13 protein-coding genes are annotated in these 18,542 nt (G+C 29.7%); 1 reads left to right on the top strand and 12 read right to left on the bottom strand.

From position 1 onward, the window contains the following. Positions 1-39: 39 nt before the first annotated feature. The 12 genes from ACJA23_RS03220 to ACJA23_RS03275 all read right to left on the bottom strand — a co-directional run bounded on the left by ACJA23_RS03220 (position 40) and on the right by ACJA23_RS03275 (position 16,530). A complete protein-coding gene (locus tag ACJA23_RS03220; protein ID WP_406613940.1) occupies positions 40-3,996 on the bottom strand; it encodes a hypothetical protein in 3,957 nt (1,318 codons plus the stop codon). A gap of 305 nt (positions 3,997-4,301) precedes the next feature. Then, the gene (locus ACJA23_RS03225) at positions 4,302-6,875 is read right to left on the bottom strand and encodes a hypothetical protein (RefSeq protein WP_406613942.1); all 2,574 of its coding nucleotides are present in this window, start codon (positions 6,873-6,875) and stop codon (positions 4,302-4,304) included. Between the two features lie 81 nt (positions 6,876-6,956). Then, a complete protein-coding gene (locus ACJA23_RS03230) occupies positions 6,957-7,436 on the bottom strand; it encodes a hypothetical protein (protein WP_406613944.1) in 480 nt (159 codons plus the stop codon). Positions 7,437-7,547: 111 nt separating this feature from the next. After that, positions 7,548-8,174, bottom strand: coding sequence for a hypothetical protein (locus ACJA23_RS03235; protein ID WP_406613946.1), 627 nt, complete (start codon positions 8,172-8,174; stop codon positions 7,548-7,550). A gap of 178 nt (positions 8,175-8,352) precedes the next feature. After that, entirely contained in the window at positions 8,353-9,786 is a 1,434-nt protein-coding gene (gene pyk / locus ACJA23_RS03240; protein WP_406613948.1) for a pyruvate kinase, read from the bottom strand. 141 nt (positions 9,787-9,927) lie between these two features. Next, positions 9,928-10,284 carry a hypothetical protein gene (locus ACJA23_RS03245; RefSeq protein ID WP_406613950.1) on the bottom strand — a complete coding sequence of 119 codons (357 nt, stop codon included), beginning with the start codon at positions 10,282-10,284 and terminating at the stop codon, positions 9,928-9,930. A gap of 163 nt (positions 10,285-10,447) precedes the next feature. After that, positions 10,448-11,815 carry a hypothetical protein gene (locus ACJA23_RS03250; RefSeq protein WP_406613952.1) on the bottom strand — a complete coding sequence of 456 codons (1,368 nt, stop codon included), beginning with the start codon at positions 11,813-11,815 and terminating at the stop codon, positions 10,448-10,450. Between the two features lie 512 nt (positions 11,816-12,327). Continuing rightward, positions 12,328-13,413, bottom strand: a complete 1,086-nt coding sequence (locus ACJA23_RS03255; protein ID WP_406613954.1) for an MAG1430 family protein — start codon at positions 13,411-13,413, stop codon at positions 12,328-12,330. Further along, the gene (yihA, locus tag ACJA23_RS03260) at positions 13,406-13,990 is read right to left on the bottom strand and encodes a ribosome biogenesis GTP-binding protein YihA/YsxC (protein WP_406613956.1); all 585 of its coding nucleotides are present in this window, start codon (positions 13,988-13,990) and stop codon (positions 13,406-13,408) included. The genes ACJA23_RS03255 and yihA overlap by 8 nt, the downstream gene beginning before the upstream one ends. Further along, positions 13,983-14,417 carry a pantetheine-phosphate adenylyltransferase gene (coaD, locus tag ACJA23_RS03265; protein ID WP_406613958.1) on the bottom strand — a complete coding sequence of 145 codons (435 nt, stop codon included), beginning with the start codon at positions 14,415-14,417 and terminating at the stop codon, positions 13,983-13,985. Before coaD ends, yihA begins: the two co-directional genes overlap by 8 nt. Continuing rightward, a complete protein-coding gene (locus ACJA23_RS03270; protein ID WP_406613960.1) occupies positions 14,407-15,600 on the bottom strand; it encodes an acetate/propionate family kinase in 1,194 nt (397 codons plus the stop codon). Before ACJA23_RS03270 ends, coaD begins: the two co-directional genes overlap by 11 nt. Before the next feature lie 9 nt (positions 15,601-15,609). Then, complete coding sequence (locus tag ACJA23_RS03275) at positions 15,610-16,530, bottom strand: phosphate acyltransferase (protein ID WP_406613962.1); 921 nt, start codon at positions 16,528-16,530, stop codon at positions 15,610-15,612. Between the two features lie 75 nt (positions 16,531-16,605). Between ACJA23_RS03275 and ACJA23_RS03280 the strand changes: the two genes are divergently transcribed. After that, the gene (locus tag ACJA23_RS03280; protein ID WP_406613964.1) at positions 16,606-18,510 is read left to right on the top strand and encodes a M13 family metallopeptidase; all 1,905 of its coding nucleotides are present in this window, start codon (positions 16,606-16,608) and stop codon (positions 18,508-18,510) included. The last annotated feature ends 32 nt before the right edge of the window (positions 18,511-18,542 follow it).

Below are 18,542 nucleotides of genomic sequence, written 5' to 3' on the forward strand. Positions count from 1 at the left end.
ACATAAAGAAAATCAAGCGCTATTAACACTTGATTGATATTATTTATTACTTGTTGCTAAATAGTTAATATAAAGTGGTTTATTTTCTTTTGCCACAATTGTCACTTTGTGATTTGTCTTTTGTCCAAGTGGAGCAAAGAATAACATTTTATTGTAATTGGTATTTTCAGATGCTGCTGATATATTTTCACCTACTAAAACATCATCTACATAAACATCGAATGTACCTAAATTTTCAGCACTTTTACCGATAATACCTAATTGAGTACCAGTAACTTCAAAACTAATTGAAGAATTAATTTTGGTTGTGTAAGCAGAAATACCATTAATATAGCTATTTAAAGTTTGAGCATCATTTGTTTTTAGTTCTCATTTACCTCTAAATTTATTATTAATATTATTTATAGGAACGATAGCATTAGGTTTTCTTAAATCAGCTCCTAATTCCATTAAACTGAAAATAATAGCATTATTGTTATCTTCGTTGCTTGAAGTTAGTGTAACTTTAACTTCGTCAGTAGTAACTATTTCATTAAAATATAATGTTCATCAATCTGGTTGAGTTTTACCTCTACCACTTCAAGATGCAACTGTTTTATAAGTACCATTTGACATTTTAGCTTCAACTTTTACACTACCTACAAATCAGCTTTTATGAGTGTTTCATCTTTTGAATTGAATATAATTTAGAGTTTCTTTTTTACTGTAAGAAATATTTGCAACTACTGTTGCATTAGCTCATAGTTCAAATCTAGTATTTTCTTTACCGTCAAATACCTTATCAAAACCAGCACTTCCGTCTTTTGGAGCACCTTCTAATGTATAACTAGCGATAGTTGGAACAACTTTTTTAACATATCTTTTTAATTCTAAATTATCACGATTATCTTCTGGTAAGAATCTACGTTTATATCCGTATATTTCATCGTTTCTAAATTTATCTCAAACTGTAAAATCTTCTTCTAGAGACTTAATAAATGGTGAATAAGCTACTTTATTAATATCATAACCATCTGATCAATCAGAACGAGAATCTTTTTTATATGATAATCAAACATTAAATGAGTTTTGTCCGTGTTTGTTGTAATATCAAATTCTAACCTTAACAAAATCATTTTGAGTTACAAGGCTATTTAAGAATGCAATTCTTCTAGTACTATTACCACCATGGGTATCATTTACTTTGAACACTTCTTCTCAATTACCTGTTCCATCTCTTTGTATCTCTATCTTAAATCATTGAGTATTTTCTGGTCAGTTAAACGCATATTGACCTAATTCCTTGGTTTTCATAATAAATTCAGAAATCATTAAATCACCTCTACTTCTGTTAAAGTAGTGTGGACCATCGTAATCTTTTACCATATCATGCGCTTCAATTGAATTAGAGTTTAATTTTTCTAAAACTTTGCTTGAAATTGTTTCGATATTAGTTAAAGGAATTCCTTGTTTTTCTAATTCATTAGCTTTGATAATTCTTACATGTGGTCTATTTACAACGTTTCTGATTTTTATTTTGAATTTATATGATTTGACATAATTTTCTGGTTTTCCTTCTCAAGTACCAGGAATAATTGTTAAATCAAATTCATCATTTTCATTTAAGTTATTGTTTGAAGCTGTATATTTAACTTGTTTACCATTAACTAAAACTTCCAATTTTCCGCCTAATTTAGATGTTTTTTCAACTCTTAAGCTATCTCATACAAATTTATCATTTACAGATCTAATATATTTATCAAATTCAAATACAAATGGTTGCCCTGCTGCAATTTCGAAAGCAGGCATAACATCACCAATGTATTCATATGTATCTTTTTGAGTTTTACCACTGGTATTTAAATATTGCCCTGCAGCGTATAAGTTTCCGACAAAGTCAAAAGAAGGATATTTAGATAATTTAGTTTTATCAGCTTCTGAAACAGATGTAACAACTTGATTAAATTCTCAAGCTTTTTTTCTTAATCCAGCGAATGCCTCTAAAGCATAACGAACATCTAATTTAAAGAAATCTGAATAACCAACTGCTGCTTTTTGTAAGCTTCTTCTTCACCCAATTGAACTAACATATTTAGTTGCTTCCATGAAGTTTATAGGCCCTAAATTGTAAACCATATTAGCATACATACCATATCAGTTAGTGTTTTTATCCGCTACACTTCAAGCATCACCAAGTCAAGATCATCCTGCACCATATTCACCACTAGAAGTTAAAGTGTTTCTTTGTCTTGATTTATCATTAATAAATGACAAGTTAATAATTGAAGGAATATTAGTTCATCCGTGATCTTCGAAGTAGTGATTAATTTCATGGTAGTTAACTCAATTGTCAAAACCAAAATCTAAATCACCTGTAAAATAACCAGCTGCAGCTCATGTCCCAGCTCATAAGATATTTCCACCATTTCAAGCAGCTGCACCACTTCAAATGTCATCACAATAGTCCATTGCCATACGTCTACCATTGTAATTTTTTCACTTGTATGAAATTCTAAAGAAGTTATCTCATTTTCTTAAAACTTCACCTGGGTATTTAACATTATCAATGTTAACTCTTGAAACTTCATTTAAGCCTGTAAAAGGCATTAAAATTGAAGTAAATTTAGTCTGAATTGAGGCTGCTGGAGCTGCTATCTCACCGCTTTTAACTCTTCTTACTTGATCATTTCATTGTTCAATTGTAGTTCTACCATATTCAAAATGTAAAGTTTCAATAGCATTTTTAAATGTCATACCTAAAATCATAGGTTCACCACTTGCATCTCTAACTGTATTTAATACATTTAGGGAAATTCCTCCACCAAAAGGTGATGCAAGTTTTATAGTTCTTGTTTCTGGATCAATTTCACTAAATTTATAAACAAACTTGCTTTGAATTTTAGGATATCTATTTGAAATACGACCTGTATTATTGTATCCGTAGTTATTTCAGAAGTTTCTATTGTATGTAAATTCAAATGGTAGATTCTGTGTATTATTAGCGTAATTGTGTTTTAAAGTATTGTAAGTATCTTCATCAAATTGAATTTCAACCACTTCACCAGCAACTCCATAAACACCTAAACTGCTATAACCTGGGAATTGAGTGTCAATGTTAATTTTCTTAACAATAGCTTTAGTTTCATTAGAAATTTTTCTTTCGTAAATTTCATCAGCTGCTGGGTGTTTTTTAAGTGTATTTTTACTTATTTCTTTTTTAATTCATTCTGGATCGCTAAAATCTTTACCTTCATCATTCTTTTCAGCTAGAAGTATGTCAGAAATATTGGTTTTTGTACCATTAACGGTCAAAAATGAATTTCTGTATTCATTCGCTACACCGTCTCAATTATCTTCATAATTAAAAGCATAACCAGGAAACTTAAATCCATGTGCTTTATATTTTGTTTGAACTGGTGAAACATAATATTGCTTATTAATACCTTTTCTAGGTGTATATTCAATGATTTTAGATGAATAAGCAACGCTATCAACTTTATTAGTTAATTGATTATTTAAATCAGTTTGTAATCTAACATTTTTATAACTTGTCGCATTATCATCAGTCTCAGATTCATCGATCGTTTCAGTATTTAAGCTAGTATTTGTGTTGTTGCTTGTAGAAGTTTCAGCATTTGCGTTTTCATTTGAATTACTTGTTGATTCGGTGTTACCGTGACTATCAGTATTTGTATTTCCGGAATTATTTCCTTCAGCTGATATATTGATTTTTTCTTGAGTGCTGTTATTTTCGTTTGTATTTGTACTATTTGTAGTATCTGAAACTGTTTCACTATCTTTTGCACTTGAATTATTTGGTTCAACAGTATTAGAATTATTATTTTCTGTTTTAGATTCTTCGGTTGATTTTGTATTATCGGCAGTATTTTCAGTAGTTTTATTATTTACTTTTTCTATTTTTTCTATTACTTGTTCACAACTAACTAAAGTTATAGGTGCTAAAATAGTTGCTGAAAGTGATAAAAAGAATCGCTTTTTAAGATTTTTCTTACTCATACAACCTCCTTATTTAATAGTTATTTTTTATATCTAGGTAAAGATTTTTATTCAGTTTAAGTGTTAATGTTATAAGTTTCCTTATTATATTGATTTTATTTAAATTCGCTATTAAATTCTTGATATTTATTGGTTGTTTTTTGGCTGTAAAAGTATTAGCTCGTTTGCTTCAATTTTATATTTTTACAATAGTTAAATCTTATTTCTAAAAAGGTGTTTTTTATTAATTCTTGGTGATAACATTCAGTTTTTAAAAAACACATCTCAATTAAGATGTGTTTGGAATTATAAATCTAATGATTGAATTATTTATCGCTTGTAGCTAGATAATTTATGTAAATTGGTTTATTTTCTTTGGCTACAATTGTAACTTTGTGTTTACCATTTTCACCAAGTGAAGCAAAGAATAACATTTTATTGAAGTTAGCGATTTTAGAAGCAGCTGAAACATCAACTCCAACTAATTTATCATCAACATAAACATCAAATTTTCCAAGATTATCAGCAGATTTACCGATAATGCTAAATTGATTTCCAACAACATTAAAGGTGATTGATGAATTAGCAGTTGTAGTGTATGCAGAAACACCATTTATATAGCTATTTACTGTATTTGCATCGTTTTCTTTAAGTTCTCAAGTTCCTCTAAATTCATTGTTTGTGTTATTAGCAGCAACTACTGCATTTGGAACTCTTAAATCATCACCTAATTCCATTAAGCTGATAATCATTGCACTTTTACCAGCTTCATTACTTGAAGCCATTGTAATTCTAACTTCATTGGTCATTACAATTTCACTAAAGTATAAAGCTCATCAGTCAGGTAAATCTTTACCTCTACCAGTTCAGTTTACAACTGTTTTATAACTTCCATCTTCCATTTTAGCTTCGACTTTTAGACTTCTTATAAATCAGTTTTTATGATTGTTTCATCTTTTAAATAAGATGTAGTTTAGTGTTTCTTTTTTAGGGTATGTAAGGTTAGCTACAACTGTTGCATCACCTCAATATTCTAATCTAGTTGATTCACTTCCGTCAAACACCTTATCAAAACCAGCAGTTCCAGATTTATCAACCCCAGTTACTGTATAACCAGAAGGTTTTGTGGCAACTTTAGGCACAAATTTTTTGTATTCTAATTGATCTCTTTGATCTTCTGGTAAAAATCTACGTTTATATCCATATATTGCATCATCACGGAATTTGTCTCAGTTTCGGAAATCTGGTTCTAAATTATTAATATATGGTGAATATACTACTGTGTTTAGGTCATAACCTTTTGTTTCTGCACCATTTCTCCCTGGCTCTCTACGTGACATTCAAATGTTAAAGTTTCTATTATCGTGTCTATTGTAATATCAGATTCTAACTTTAACAAATTCATAATTACCAGTAATGTTTAGGAAACCTGCTTTTAATGAATCGTTATCAGCTAAAACATCATTCTTTTTAAAGACTTCTTCTCATGCACCTTGTCCATCTTTTTGAATGTCAATTTTAAATCATGACATTCCTTTACTTCAATTGAAAATATAAGTTCCTAAATCTGGTGTTTTAATGATGAATTCAGAAAGCATTAAATCACCTCTATTTCTATTTAAGAAATTAGTACCGTCATAATCTTTAATCATATCGTGACTTACGATTGTATTATTTTCAATTTTAGGAAGAACGCTTTTTGCGATTGCATCAATACTATTTAATGGGATATTATGCTTTTTAAGTTCTTCACCTTTAATAATTTTGATATGTTGTCTGTTTACTACATTTCTAATTTTAATTTTGAATTTATAAGATTTTACATAGTTTTGAGGTTTACCATCTCAACTTCCAGGATAGATTGTTAAATCAAATTCATCATTTTCTTCAAGTTTATTATTTGATGCAGTATATCTAACTTGTTTACCACCATTAATAACTTCTAATGTTCCACCTAATTTAGAAGTTTCTGTAACACTTAATCTATCTCACTTAAATTTAGGATTTGGTGATCTGATAAATTTATCAAATTGAAATACAAATGGTTGTCCTGCTGCTATTTCAAAAGCAGGTAAAGCATCTCCGTTGTATTCATAAGTATCTTGTCCAGTTTTACCACTAGTATTTAAATATTGACCAGCTGCATATAAGTTTCCGACAAAATCAAATGCTGGGTATTTTTCAATTTTCGCTCTATCTTCAGCTGAAACACTATTTATTACCTGATTAAAGTTCTTATTATGTTCTGGTAAGTATAAGAAACCACTTAATGCATAACGAACATCTAATTTAAAGTAATCTGAATATGCAACAGCAGCTTTAGGTAAATTATTTCTAGCACCAACATAACCAACATATTTAGTTGCTTCAATGAAGTTTAATGGACCTAAGTTATAAACCATAGATGCATACATTCCGTATCAATCTGTATAAGTATTAGCAATTCCTCATGGTTCAGCAAGTCTTGATCAACCATCATTGTATTCATCATTAGATGTTAATGTATTTCTTTCTCTAGTTTTGTCGTTAATAAATGAAAGGTCAATAACAGTTGGAATATTTGTTCATCCATGATCCCTTACATTAAATGGGTCTTGGTAGTCTTCAAAATAGTGGTTAATTTCATGATAGTTAACTCAGTTATCATAACTAAAATCTAAATTACCTTTAAAGTAGCTAGCTGCAGCTCAAGTATCTGCTCATAGAATATTTCCACCATTTCAAGCAGCAGCATCACTTCAAATGTCATCACAATAGTCCATAGCCATTCTATTTCCATTGTAATTTTTTCATTTATATGAAATTCTAAAGAAGTTGTCTCATTTTCTTAGAACTTCACCTGGGTATTTAATGTCACTTACTTTAACACGTGAAACTTCATCTCTACCAGTAAATGGCATTAATATAGAAGTATATCTTGTTTGAATTGAAGCTGCAGGTGCAGCGATTTCACCAGATTTAACTTTTTCAATTTGTTTGTTTTAATCTTCTAAAGTGGTTTTACCGTATTCAAAATGCAAGTTTTCAATAGCATTTCTAAATGTCATACCTAAACTAATCGGTTCACCTGAAGCATCTTTTACAGTTCATCAAACATTCATTGAAATTCCACCACCAAAAGGTGAACCTAATTTTAGTGTTTTGGTTTTTGGATCTATATCATTAAATTTTCAGAAAAATTTACTTTGAATTTTAGGATATCTATTTGAAATACGACCACTGTTATTGTAGTGATAGTTATTTCAAAAGTTTCTGTTGTAAGTTAATTCAAATGGTAAGTTGTTGTTATCTTTTCCATAATTGTACTTTAAGGCGTCATATGTAGCTTGATCAAATTCAACCTCAACAACTTCACCAGCAACACCATAAATCCCTAAACTACTAAAACCAGGGAATTTAGTATCAATATTAATCTTTTTAATTATAGCTTTAGCAGTATCTGGAATTTTTCTTTCGTACAACTTATCAGCAGCAGGGTGTTTTTTAAGAGTTCCGTTTTTGATTTCTTTTTTAATTCATTCTGGATCACTAAAGTCTTTATTTTCAGAGTTTTTCTCTGCTAAAAGTTCTTCTTAAATGTTAACTTTTTGTCCATTTGCAACAGTTAAAAAGGAATTAGCGAAATTTCTGGTTGTACCATCTCAACCACCTTCATAGTTATAATCGTATCCAGGGAATTTAAATCCATATTCTTTGTATTTTTCTTGTACAGGTGATTCATAATATGAATGACTTATACCTTTTCTGTCTTCGTATCCTAAAATCTGTGATGAGTACGCTACACTATCAACTTTATTAGTTAATTTACTAGCTAAATTAGTTTGTAGTGCTACATCTTTATAGCTTGATGTAGATGTATCTGAAGTTATTTCTTTAACTTCATTATTTCTTTCGACTGTATTTGTTGCATTGGCGTCTGTAGCCACTGAAGAAAGATTGATATTATCTTTTGTTATAACAGTTTCATTATTATTGTCACCTTCACGTTCTTCATACATTGGTTTTGAGGGAACTTCTGGATTTGCTGGATCTACAGTTACAGAACTATTTGCGTCTATATTTTTGTCGGTAGCATTTTCAGTTTTTGTATTTTTATCTTTATTATCTAATGTATCAGTACAACTAATTAATGTTATGGGAGCAATAACTGATGAAATAAATGATAAAAAGAATCATTTTTTAAGGTTTTTCTTACTCATACTGACCTCCTTTTTATAGGAAAAATTTATTTTGGCATTTGATATTTATTATATAAGTGCCTATATTATATTTCTTTTGCTTAAAATTAGTAGATAACGGAATGAAAAAAGCACTTGTTATGAAAATTAACATTGTGCTTTTTTAATAAATATAATTAATAATTAGTAACTAATTAGACTATTTGACAACGTGTTCTGTCATTTTGTCGTTTTCAACAACAACATATCTATCACCTTTTTGAATTCCATATGGAACTAAAGCTTCAACAGCTTTTGAGTGATCACCTTTAATTAATGGGAATAAAGCTTGTGAATCTAATGATGTAAATACTGATGAGTAAATTCCAAATCCTTTGTTTAGTTTTTGGTCTTCAATAATACCAATAATTGTTGCATTTGGACGGAATTTAGCTACTTGTTTTAATAATGAACCTGTTCTTGATAATACAACGATAAATTTAAATTCTCCATCGATTGCTTTTTTAGCAATTTCGTAAGCGATTTTTGTTCTTTTATCTGATTGGTCTGAATTTTCTCAAACTTTTTCTAATTGAATTGGGTAGTAGTTTCTTCCGTAGAATTCTTTTTCAGCACGTTTTGAAATCGCTGTCATTGTTTTAACAGCTTCAACAGGGAAGTTTCCGTTTGCTGATTCACCTGAAAGCATTGTTGAGTCAGCACCTAATTCAACAGCGTAGTAAACGTCAGTAACTTCAGCACGAGTTGGGTGTGGTGAGTTTTCCATTGAATCTAACATTTGTGTAGCAACAATAACTGGTTTACCAACTTCACGACATTTTCTAACCATTTTCTTTTCGTAGTAAGGAACATCGTAGTAAGGAATTTCTAATCCTAGATCCCCACGAGCAACCATGATAGCATCTGAAGCTTCGATGATTTCGTCAATGTTTGTACATCCTAAGTGTGATTCAATTTTTGAAATAATTTGAACGTGTTTTCCACCATTAGCGTCTAATAACTCTCTTAACTCTTTAACATTTTTAGCTGAGTTAACAAATGAAGCAGCAACATAGTTAATTCCTTGTGTAATACCGAATTTAACATCGTTGATATCTTTTTCGGCTAAGAAAGGTAATGTAAAGTCAACACCTGGTAAGTTAATACGTTTGTTTGTTTTTAATTTGTGTGTGTTTTCAGCTTTAACTTTTACGTATCCAGCTCCAACTTCTGTAACAACTGTTGATAATTTACCATCATCTAATAAAACTTGGTTCCCAATTACTAAGTCTTGTGCCATATCATAAGCAACTGAAATTTCTGTAGCTGTACCTTCTAGGTTTTGGTAAGCTTCTTGAGTTGTGTGAATTAAAACTTCTGATCCAGCTGTAACAACTTGAGCACCATCTTTCATTTTACCAACACGAATTTCTGGTCCTTTTGTATCTAATAATAATGAAACTGGAATTCTTAATTCTTGTGAAACTCTTTTAGCTAAATCAAATTTGTTTCCTTGTTCTTCATATGAACCGTGGCTGAAGTTAGCTCTAATACATGTAACACCGTTTTTAACAAGTGCTAACATTGTTTCGTAGTTATCACTTGAAGGTCCGATAGTAGCAACTAATTTAGTTCTTTTATTTGTTATTTTCATCAATGCTCCTAATTTGATTTTTTAATATTTTTATTACTATTATTTTACCACTTATTTAACATTATTTTAAATATGATAATTTAATAATTTGGCATTGAAAAAAAACAAAAAAGCTGCAGCTTAGCAGCTTTTTAAAATTCATTATTTCATTCTGATAAATGTATAGAAACCAAGTCATCTTTGATCATTTATATTATCTTGTCTTGTAGCACCTCTTGAATAAATACCCATTCAATATTTATTAGCATTAGCACCTAAAAATCATATTTTATATAAACCAGGTGTTGTTGTTTTTTGTAATGTTATAACAACAGCAGTATCATCTGGCACATTAAATCTGTGTGGATCGCTTTCATCTGTATTGAATCCTAAACCTTTAACATAAATACCAGTATTATTATCATATACTCCACCAGTTTGGTTTAAGGTTGTGTCATTTATAAATCCATTTGCAAAATATAAAGGATTTTTCGTACCGTATGTATTTCATATAATCATTTTATTTGGGTTAGCACCACCACCACCTATTCTTTGTCCTCTTTCTAAAAATGAATATTTGCCACCTAAGAAGTCAATATTAAATTCTAATGGTCTATTATCATTACCGATTTTTGAACCTAGTGTTCCTAATTCTCTTGGGCTATTGTTTAGTGAAACGAATTTAACTTCAGTGTTGCTTGGTACTACTTTTTTTTACTGCGTCGCCTAAGTCGCTTCTTACAAAGTCATATCTAGAAGAATACATAGAAGCTCCAGATTTAATTAATTCGTCTTCTGTTAAGTTTGATTCATTAATTAATGCACCTAATTTATTAATTTTTGCATTTCAATCATTTGAATTAGTTGCTGCATTTGCAGCAGTGATAATAGTTGCTATTTTATCTAAAAATCTTCTTTCTTGTGTTGTATCTGGAGGTGATAATTTAAATTTTTCATAATGGTGAATGCCAGGGTTTTTAGTTTTAACTCACTGGTCTTTAGGGATTTCAACTACGGCTGGTTTTGGGTTAACAGGTTTAGTATTTGGTGTTGTAGTAGTACCACCTACTGAACCAGAATTACCACTTGTATTGGTTGAAGGTTTATTATTGCCACCTGATTGACTCGATGCCCCAGAACTTGAACTTCCACCTGATCCGCTTGGACTAGTTGATGTACCAGTATTTGTTGAAGTTCCTCCATTGCCTTGGGTTCTAGTTCCGCTTGATGAATTGTTTGAACCTGATGTTGATGAACTTCCGTTAGTTGTTCCTGTACTAGGTTTAGCATTAGCACTTCCTGAACTTGATCCAGATCCTGTTGAAGAAGTACCAGAATTACCACCTGTAGTTCCATTTCCACTTGATCTATTTGCACCACTGGTTGATCCACCTGTATTAGTTGTACTTCCTGTGTTATTTGCAGGCTTAGTAGGTTTATTGTTTGTTGATGGAGTAGTTGTGCTTGTATTCGTTGAACCACTACCACTTGAAGAGGCACTAGAATTGCTACTTGTTGACCCTCCTCCGCTTGGTCTAGTTGATGTACCAGTATTTGTTGAAGTTCCACCATTGCTTTGAGTTCTAGTTCCGCTTGATGAATTACTTGAGCCTGAAGTTGATGAACTTCCGTTAGTTGTTCCTGTGCTAGGTTTAGTATTTGTTGATGGAGTAGTTGTGATTGTATTCGTTGAGCCACTACCACTATTTGTTGGAGTTACTGGAGGAGTGGTTGTGGTTGTACTAGTTGAGTTATCAGTAGTTGAAGTTGATGAGGTTTCGGTTGTAGAAGTTGAAGCAGATGTCCCATCAGTTTCTGTAGAAACTGATTCGCTTGTATTGGTGTTTGAAGTAACTGGCTTAGTATTTGTTTCGCTAGTACTTGTGCTAGCATTTGTATCTTTTGGTTTATCATTTTTAGGACTTGGTTTAGTTGCTTTTTTAACTGGTTTTTCTTCATTACATGAAGTAGAAACAAGACCGACTGCCATAATCGGTAAAATTGTTAATGATGGTAATAATAATTTTTTAAATTTATGCTTATGTTTCATAGCAACCTCTAGATGTTATTACATAACATCTGTCTTTCATAAAATTTCTTTTTTGAATATATTTAAATTATAGACTTTTAAACAAATTGGCAAAAATTGTGAAAAATTGTCATAATTTTAACTTAATAACCACTTTTTTGAATTTAATTGAGCTACTATTTCTTTTTAGGTGAATAAGTTATAAAGGTTGATTTTTATCTAAAACCAATATTCTTCCCACAGCATTATTACTCTTTTAAAAGAAAAAGTCGTCAATCAAAATTGCGACTTTACATATAAACTAAACTAAATGATATGCAATAAAATAAACTATCATATTAATTACTAATTAGAATTATAGTATTAATATTTAAATTATCAAATTATAAGAAAAACTTTTAGGCTGGTTTTACTATAGGAAATAAACTAACTTAAATATTTTGGTATTATTTTTTATCTTTTAGAGTAATTTTAATTAAAAACATATCAGTGAATAAAAAAAGTCGCAGTTACTTGCGATTTTTAAATAATCTCTATCCTCTGTTATTAAAACCTGAATAAGTAAATGATTTTGTAACAGATACATCTTTAGATTCATATGCGCCTAAATTGTTGCTTTTGGCTGCTGGGATATTCTTAGTTAAAGAAATAATGAATGATAATTGCACCTCACCATTATTTTCAGTTACAGTTAATTTTGATTTTAATAAATCGATTGAAACATAGTTTGGTTTGGGTGGTAAGTTTAATAATTCATTTATTAGTGCTGTTTTTTTAGTATCATCGCTATTTGCTTCGTTTACTGCATTAATAAATTCAGTAGCATTTTGGTATTTAGTAAATGCACTGTTATTTAGTGATACAGCATTAGTGTATTCAACATCATCAAAGTGATACAAAGCATCTATAAAATTGGTATTTTTGTTAAAGCCATTTAAAACATAAGTATGAACTACTTTTTCTTGTTTTTGGTTATCTTGATTTGCATCATTAATAGGTGTTAAAGTTAAACGTAAAAATAATTCTCCAGTTAAATCGTTAGCAAATGATTCAAACTCAATTCTACGGTAAGCTGCATCAAATGCATCTTTACCACTGGCAAAAAAACCTTCTTGAACACCTGGGTTTTGAGTGATGAATTTAACTACTTCATAAAAAGGATTTGCATCTCTTATATTTTCTAAAACAAATAGTTTTTTATCAAGTTCTTCTGGAGATAAAAGTGTATTTGATGGTGAAGATGTTGTTTTTCCATCTGAAGAGTTGCTACCATATGGTTTACCGAATAAAATAGTTTTTCAATCACTTGGATTGAATTTTTGGTTTGAATATAAAATTGGGTATTGATTGTGATCTAATAAATAAGCACTTCAAGTATGATTGCTTGTAAATGAAGAAGCTGGATAAATTGTGTAGTTTGGTTGTTTATTAGCATTCTTTTTAGCTAGAGAACCACTTGCTACTAACTTAAAGTTTTTAAGGAATTGGTTTAGTTTTAAGTTCTCATTTTTTTGCTCATTAGTTTGAGCAATCGCAATCGCTGTAGCAGCAATTCCAGCTATTGAAACAGTTGATAAAGCTAACATTGAACTAACTAAAATTTTGGTTTTTTTATTCATTTTCTCCCCCAAGTTTATCATTTATCGCTGTAATTAAATTATCAATCCCAAAGTTTGTTTCTGAAGACACAATAAAATATTCATTAAAATTTAATTCTGCTCGATCTTTAGCAATACTTTTTAATAAAGCACTTTTATCTTTTTGTTTTAGTTTATCCGCTTTAGTAAAAACTAAAGTATATGAACGATTTAGTTCAGTTAAATAATTGATAATTTCACGGTCATTTTTTAGAATACCATGACGAGCATCAATAAGTAGAAAAATATGGTTTAAGTTACTTCTTTCAAGTAAATATTGTTCAATCATATCTAACATTTTTTGTTGCTGGGTTTGAGATAACTTAGCATATCCATATCCAGGTAAATCGACAAACACAGCACCAAGTTCATTTTCGAAAAAGTTTAATAATTGTGTTCTTCCTGGTGTTTTAGACACACGAGCCATTTTTGAATTGTTGCAAATAGCATTAATTAAGCTGCTTTTGCCAACATTTGAACGACCCCAAAATGCTACTTCATAGTTGCTGTGGTTGTATCAATTCTCTTTAGCTGAACTAGATTGGACAAACTTAAACATTCATTTTCTCCTTGTGTCTTAATATAGTTGAATTATATTCAATTTTATCAAAATCAGGAAAAATCAAGATTGTTTGTAATTGATTATTAAGTTGAAAATTCGCCTCAGCCATTTCTAATTCATATTCGTAATCTATGTTATTTCTTGCACTACGTACTAAATAAGTTGCATTTAGTTCTCTAGCCAAATCTGCTGTAAATTTATTTGGGTTAGAAATAACTAAAATATTATCTAAGTTAAGTTTTTTAACTTCTTGTATAGCAATTTCAGTGTTTTTAGCTATATCTGCTTTTTCTTTATCTGGATTAATTGTGACAGCTACATATAGAAAATCAAATAATTTAGCTGCTTTTTTAATAATGCTTAAATGACCATCATGAATAGGATTAAAGCTCCCTGGAAAGAGAGCTATTTTTTTATTTTTCATCTAACATTACTGCATTTCTAGCAATTAAAAGTTCTTCATTAGTTCTAATTACATAGACAGGAACTTCACTATTATCAGTAGAAATTAATTTGTAATCTGTAAAATCAGCTTCATTTCTTTGATCACAAATTTCAATGTTTCTAAAAAATAGTTTGCTGATAATTCTTTTTCTAATACTAAAGTCATTTTCACCTATACCAGCTGTAAATACGATAGCTTCAGGTTTTCCACCAATTTTATTTGCGTAATTAGCTGTGTAATCAGCTACTTTTTGAGCAAATAATTCGATGGCAAATTCGGCATCTAAATTACCCTCTTTTGCTAAACCTCTTAGATCACGCATATCACTTGAAATACCTGATACACCCAATAAACCACTTTCTTTATTTAACATATCAGTAAATTCAACAACATCTAATTTAGCTTGAGTTTTAATAAATTCGTGAATAGATGGGTCAATATCGCCACTTCTTGTTCCCATCATAATTCCAGCTAATGGTGTTAAGCCCATTGAAGTATCAAATGATTTACTATCTTTTACAGCACATAAACTTGCACCATTACCTAGGTGTAAATTAATAAAAGTAACTTTATCTTTATTTAACACTTTAGCTAACTTTTCAGTAATGTATTGATGCGAAATACCATGAGCTCCATACTTTTTAATTCCATATTTTTCAGTTAATTGTTTAGGAATTGGGTATGTGTGGTTAATTTTATTAATTGTAGTGTGAAATGAAGTATCAAAAGTTGCGCTTAATTTTGCTTTAGGAAACACTTTTTTAAATCCTAAAATAGCTTGTACAGCACCAGGGTTGTGTAGTGGTGCATAAATTGAACACTCTTCAATTTTTGAAATAGCATCTTTATCTAATTTAGTTGCATCAAAAAAGTAATTTCCACCATGAACTACTCTAAAACCTATGTTTGCAATTTCGCTTTTATCTTCAACTAAGCTGATATTTTGCATTAATTCATAAATTTTTTCAACTGCTACTTCGTGATTTTCTAAATCAACAAACATTTCATGAATATTTCCATTGTGTTTAATGACAACTCTTCCTTCTGGGAGTGTGATTCTTTCTGCCAAACCACTAGCAATTAAAGTTAAATCACTCTTTTTAAATAAACTTAATTTAATTGAACTGCTACCTGCATTAATAACTAGAACTTTGCTTTCCATTTTATCCCCTTATTTTTGTGCTTGTAATGCTGAAATTACTATAGTTTCAATAATTCCTTCAACCGAAGAACCTCTAGATAGATCATTAACAACTTTGTTTAATCCACTAATAAATGGACCACTCATTTTATAATTCCCTAATCTTTCAGCAACCTTATAAGAAATATTACTTGAATCTAGGTTAGGGAAAACCATTACATTATATTTTTCAGGATTTTCAACTTTAAATTTTTGTTTTTGAGTTGCTAAATCAATTGCTGCATCAAATTGAATTTCGCCAATTGATTTAATATCATTATGTTTTTTAGCAAATCTTTTAGCAACTTTATTGATTGCTAAAGCCTCTTTAGTTGGTGCGCTTAAGTTAGTAGAATAACTCAAAAATGCTACTTTAGGTTCAATATTTAAGCTTTTAGCAAAATAAGCAGCATTTTGTGCAATTTCTAATAAAGTTGCTTGATTAACTTTGGTATTAACTGCAACATCAGCAAAAATTAATTGCTCTTTATTTTTGGTTAAAATTGCATTACCAGAAATTCTTTTAACACCATTTTTTACACCTATACACTTCAGAGCACACCTAAGCACACTTGCTGTATTATGCACTAAACCAGCTACTAAAACATCAAATTTATTTTGTTCAACTAACATTGCTGCCGAATAAAGCTTATCTTTAAACAAAGCATCAACTTGCTCAAGAGTTTCTTTTTTCTTCTTTCTTAAAAGAAAATCTTGTTTAAGAGCTTGTTTTTCTTTTTCACTGATGAATAAGCGATTTTCGTGTGTATGATTTTCATCATCACACAACAATGTTAATAAAATATTTTTGTGATTTTTAAAAAAAATACTAGCTTCTAGCATCCTAGAATCATCACAATCAATAACTAAAACCCTGGTAGGTTTTTCGATTAAGCTAAGAAAGTTATTCATATCTACCTTTATAGTTTAAATAATATACTTATATTATATAAAAGTATAAAATTTACGTTAAGAATTGGAGCTAAAATGAATGAAAAATTAATCAAAAAAGACTTTTATGAAGCTGTTAATGGTCACTGAATTAAGAAAAAGAAAATTCCAAACCATTTAGGCTCAATTTCATCATATTCAGAACTAGGTATTGAACTAGAAAAGAAACTAAGAAAACAAGTTGATCGGTGAGCATTTAACAAAGAAAAAATGCCTGATAATGATGGTATTAAACAGTTTGTGATGTTTTACAAAATGTTATTAAATACTAAACAACAAAGAAAATTAGGTTGAACACCTGTTTTAAATGAATTGGAAATTATTGAAACAATTAAAAATTTTAAAGATATTAATGATAATTATCAATATTATTCTGATTTATTTAGCTGTTTACCTTTTCATTTTGAAATTGCTGAAGATTTTGTTGAAAATGATATTTATACATTATGGATATCAGAAGATTCATTACTTTTACCATCTAAAGAATATTACGAACAAGAGAATAAAGATCAATTATTAAAAACTATTTCAAGTGTAGTTTTAAGCTATATGCAACAAGTTGGTAAAACAGAAGAACAAGCTAAAAAGATTATTAAAAACGCTCTAGAATTTGATAGAAAAGTGGTTGAATACCACTGAAGTAGTGAAGAATTAATGCAAGTTGAAAAAATGTACAATGTGTACACTAAAGAGCAAGTACAAAAATTCAGCAAAACTTTTGATTTAGTTGCTTTAACAACTGAAACAATTAAGCAAGAGTTAGACCAGTACATTATTACAAACCCTAAATATTTTGAGAATTTAGATAAATTATTTAATGACGAAGATTTTGAAAAGTTTAGAGACTTAATGTATATGCGTCATATTCTTTCTTGTGGAGCAATTTTAACACCTGAAACTCGTTTAGAATACTTTAAAATTAAACAATTATTTACAGGTGCATTAAAACCTTTAACTATTAAAAAATGGGCTTATTCAAAAGCATTATCTTGCTATGGAGATATTTTCAGCTTATATTGAGGTGAAAAAAACTTTACTGAATTTGAACGTCAAGAAGTTGAAAAAATGATTCAAAAAATTATTGATGTTTATAAAGATAGATTAAAAAATAACACTTGATTGACTAAATCGACTGTTGAAAAAGCAATCAAAAAACTAGATAATATAAAACCTATGATCGGTTATCCAGAATACATTTCACCAGTTAATTATTTACTTAAAACTACTCCATATAAAGATGGTGGAAATATCATAACTAACCTAAATCACTTTTCACTAGTAATTTCAGAATACACTAAATCACTATATAAAAAACAAGTTGATAGAAAACTTTGAGGCATGTATTCATTTGAAGTGAACGCTTACTTTAATCCATTAGCCAACTCAATTGTGTTTCCAGCTGGGTATTTACAAGTTCCATTTTTTGATGTTAATCGTAATTCAAGTTTAAATTATGCTGGTTTAGGTATGACAATTGGACACGAAATTTCACACGCTTTTGATAATAATGGTGCTCAATTTGATGAAAATGGAAAATTTGTAAACTGATGAACTGAAGAAGATTATGCTGCATTTAAGCAAAAAACAGAACAAATGGTGAAATTATTTGACGGATTTAAAACACCATTTGGGAAAATTAATGGTCGTTTAACCGTTTCAGAAAACATCGCTGATCAAGGTGGAATTATTAGTGCTCTTATTGCAGCTCAAACTGAAGATGATTTCGATGCAGACCAGTTTTTTAGAAACTACGCTTGATGTGAAAGAGGTAAAAGTAAAAAAGAAATTGCAATTAATAAACTTTTAACCGATCCTCATTCTCCAGCTAAAGAAAGAGTTAATTTGCAACTTAAAATCTTAAAAGATTTCCAACAATTTTATAAAGTTTCAAAAGATGACCCAATGTATACACCTTTAGAAGATATTTTTGAAATTTGATAATTAAAAACGTCAGCTCTCGCTGGCGTTTTTAG

It is taken from the genome of Mycoplasma corogypsi, assembly GCF_045276875.1.
GTDB classification, from domain to species: Bacteria; Bacillota_I; Bacilli_A; order Mycoplasmatales; family Metamycoplasmataceae; genus Mycoplasmopsis; species Mycoplasmopsis corogypsi.